1 protein-coding gene is annotated in these 429 nt (G+C 62.7%); it reads left to right on the top strand.

What is annotated here, in order from left to right:
• A partial coding sequence (locus C7G61_RS43580) for a TRAP transporter substrate-binding protein (protein ID WP_420836855.1) occupies positions 1-429 on the top strand: 429 nt, incomplete at both ends.

The raw sequence follows: 429 nt of genomic DNA, 5'->3' as shown, positions 1-429 counted from the left end.
CCCTTCGCCCTCAATGCGCGCCAGAAGACCGCCTGGCTTTACCAGGCCGGCGGCAACGACCTCGTGAACCAGTTTCTGGCCAAGTACAACGTTCACGCCATCCCAGGCGGCAACACCGGCACGCAAATGGGCGGCTGGTTCCGCAAGGAGATCAAGACCCTCGCCGACCTCCAGGGACTGAAGTTCCGGGTGGCAGGGATTGCCGGGCAAGTCATGGCCAAGCTGGGTGCGGTGCCGCAGCAGATCGCCGGAGGTGATATCTACCCGGCCCTGGAGCGTGGCACCATCGATGCGGCCGAATGGGTCGGGCCCTATGATGACGAGAAGCTCGGCTTCGCGAAGGTTGCACCCTTCTACTACTATCCGGGCTTTTGGGAGGGCGGACCGGCGGTCCACTTCTACTTCACTAAGGCGAAATGGGAGGAGTTG

The sequence above is a fragment of the Bradyrhizobium algeriense genome, from assembly GCF_003062295.1.
Taxonomy (GTDB): Bacteria; Pseudomonadota; Alphaproteobacteria; order Rhizobiales; family Xanthobacteraceae; genus Bradyrhizobium; species Bradyrhizobium algeriense.
This window is presented reverse-complemented; position numbering and strand designations above follow the sequence as displayed.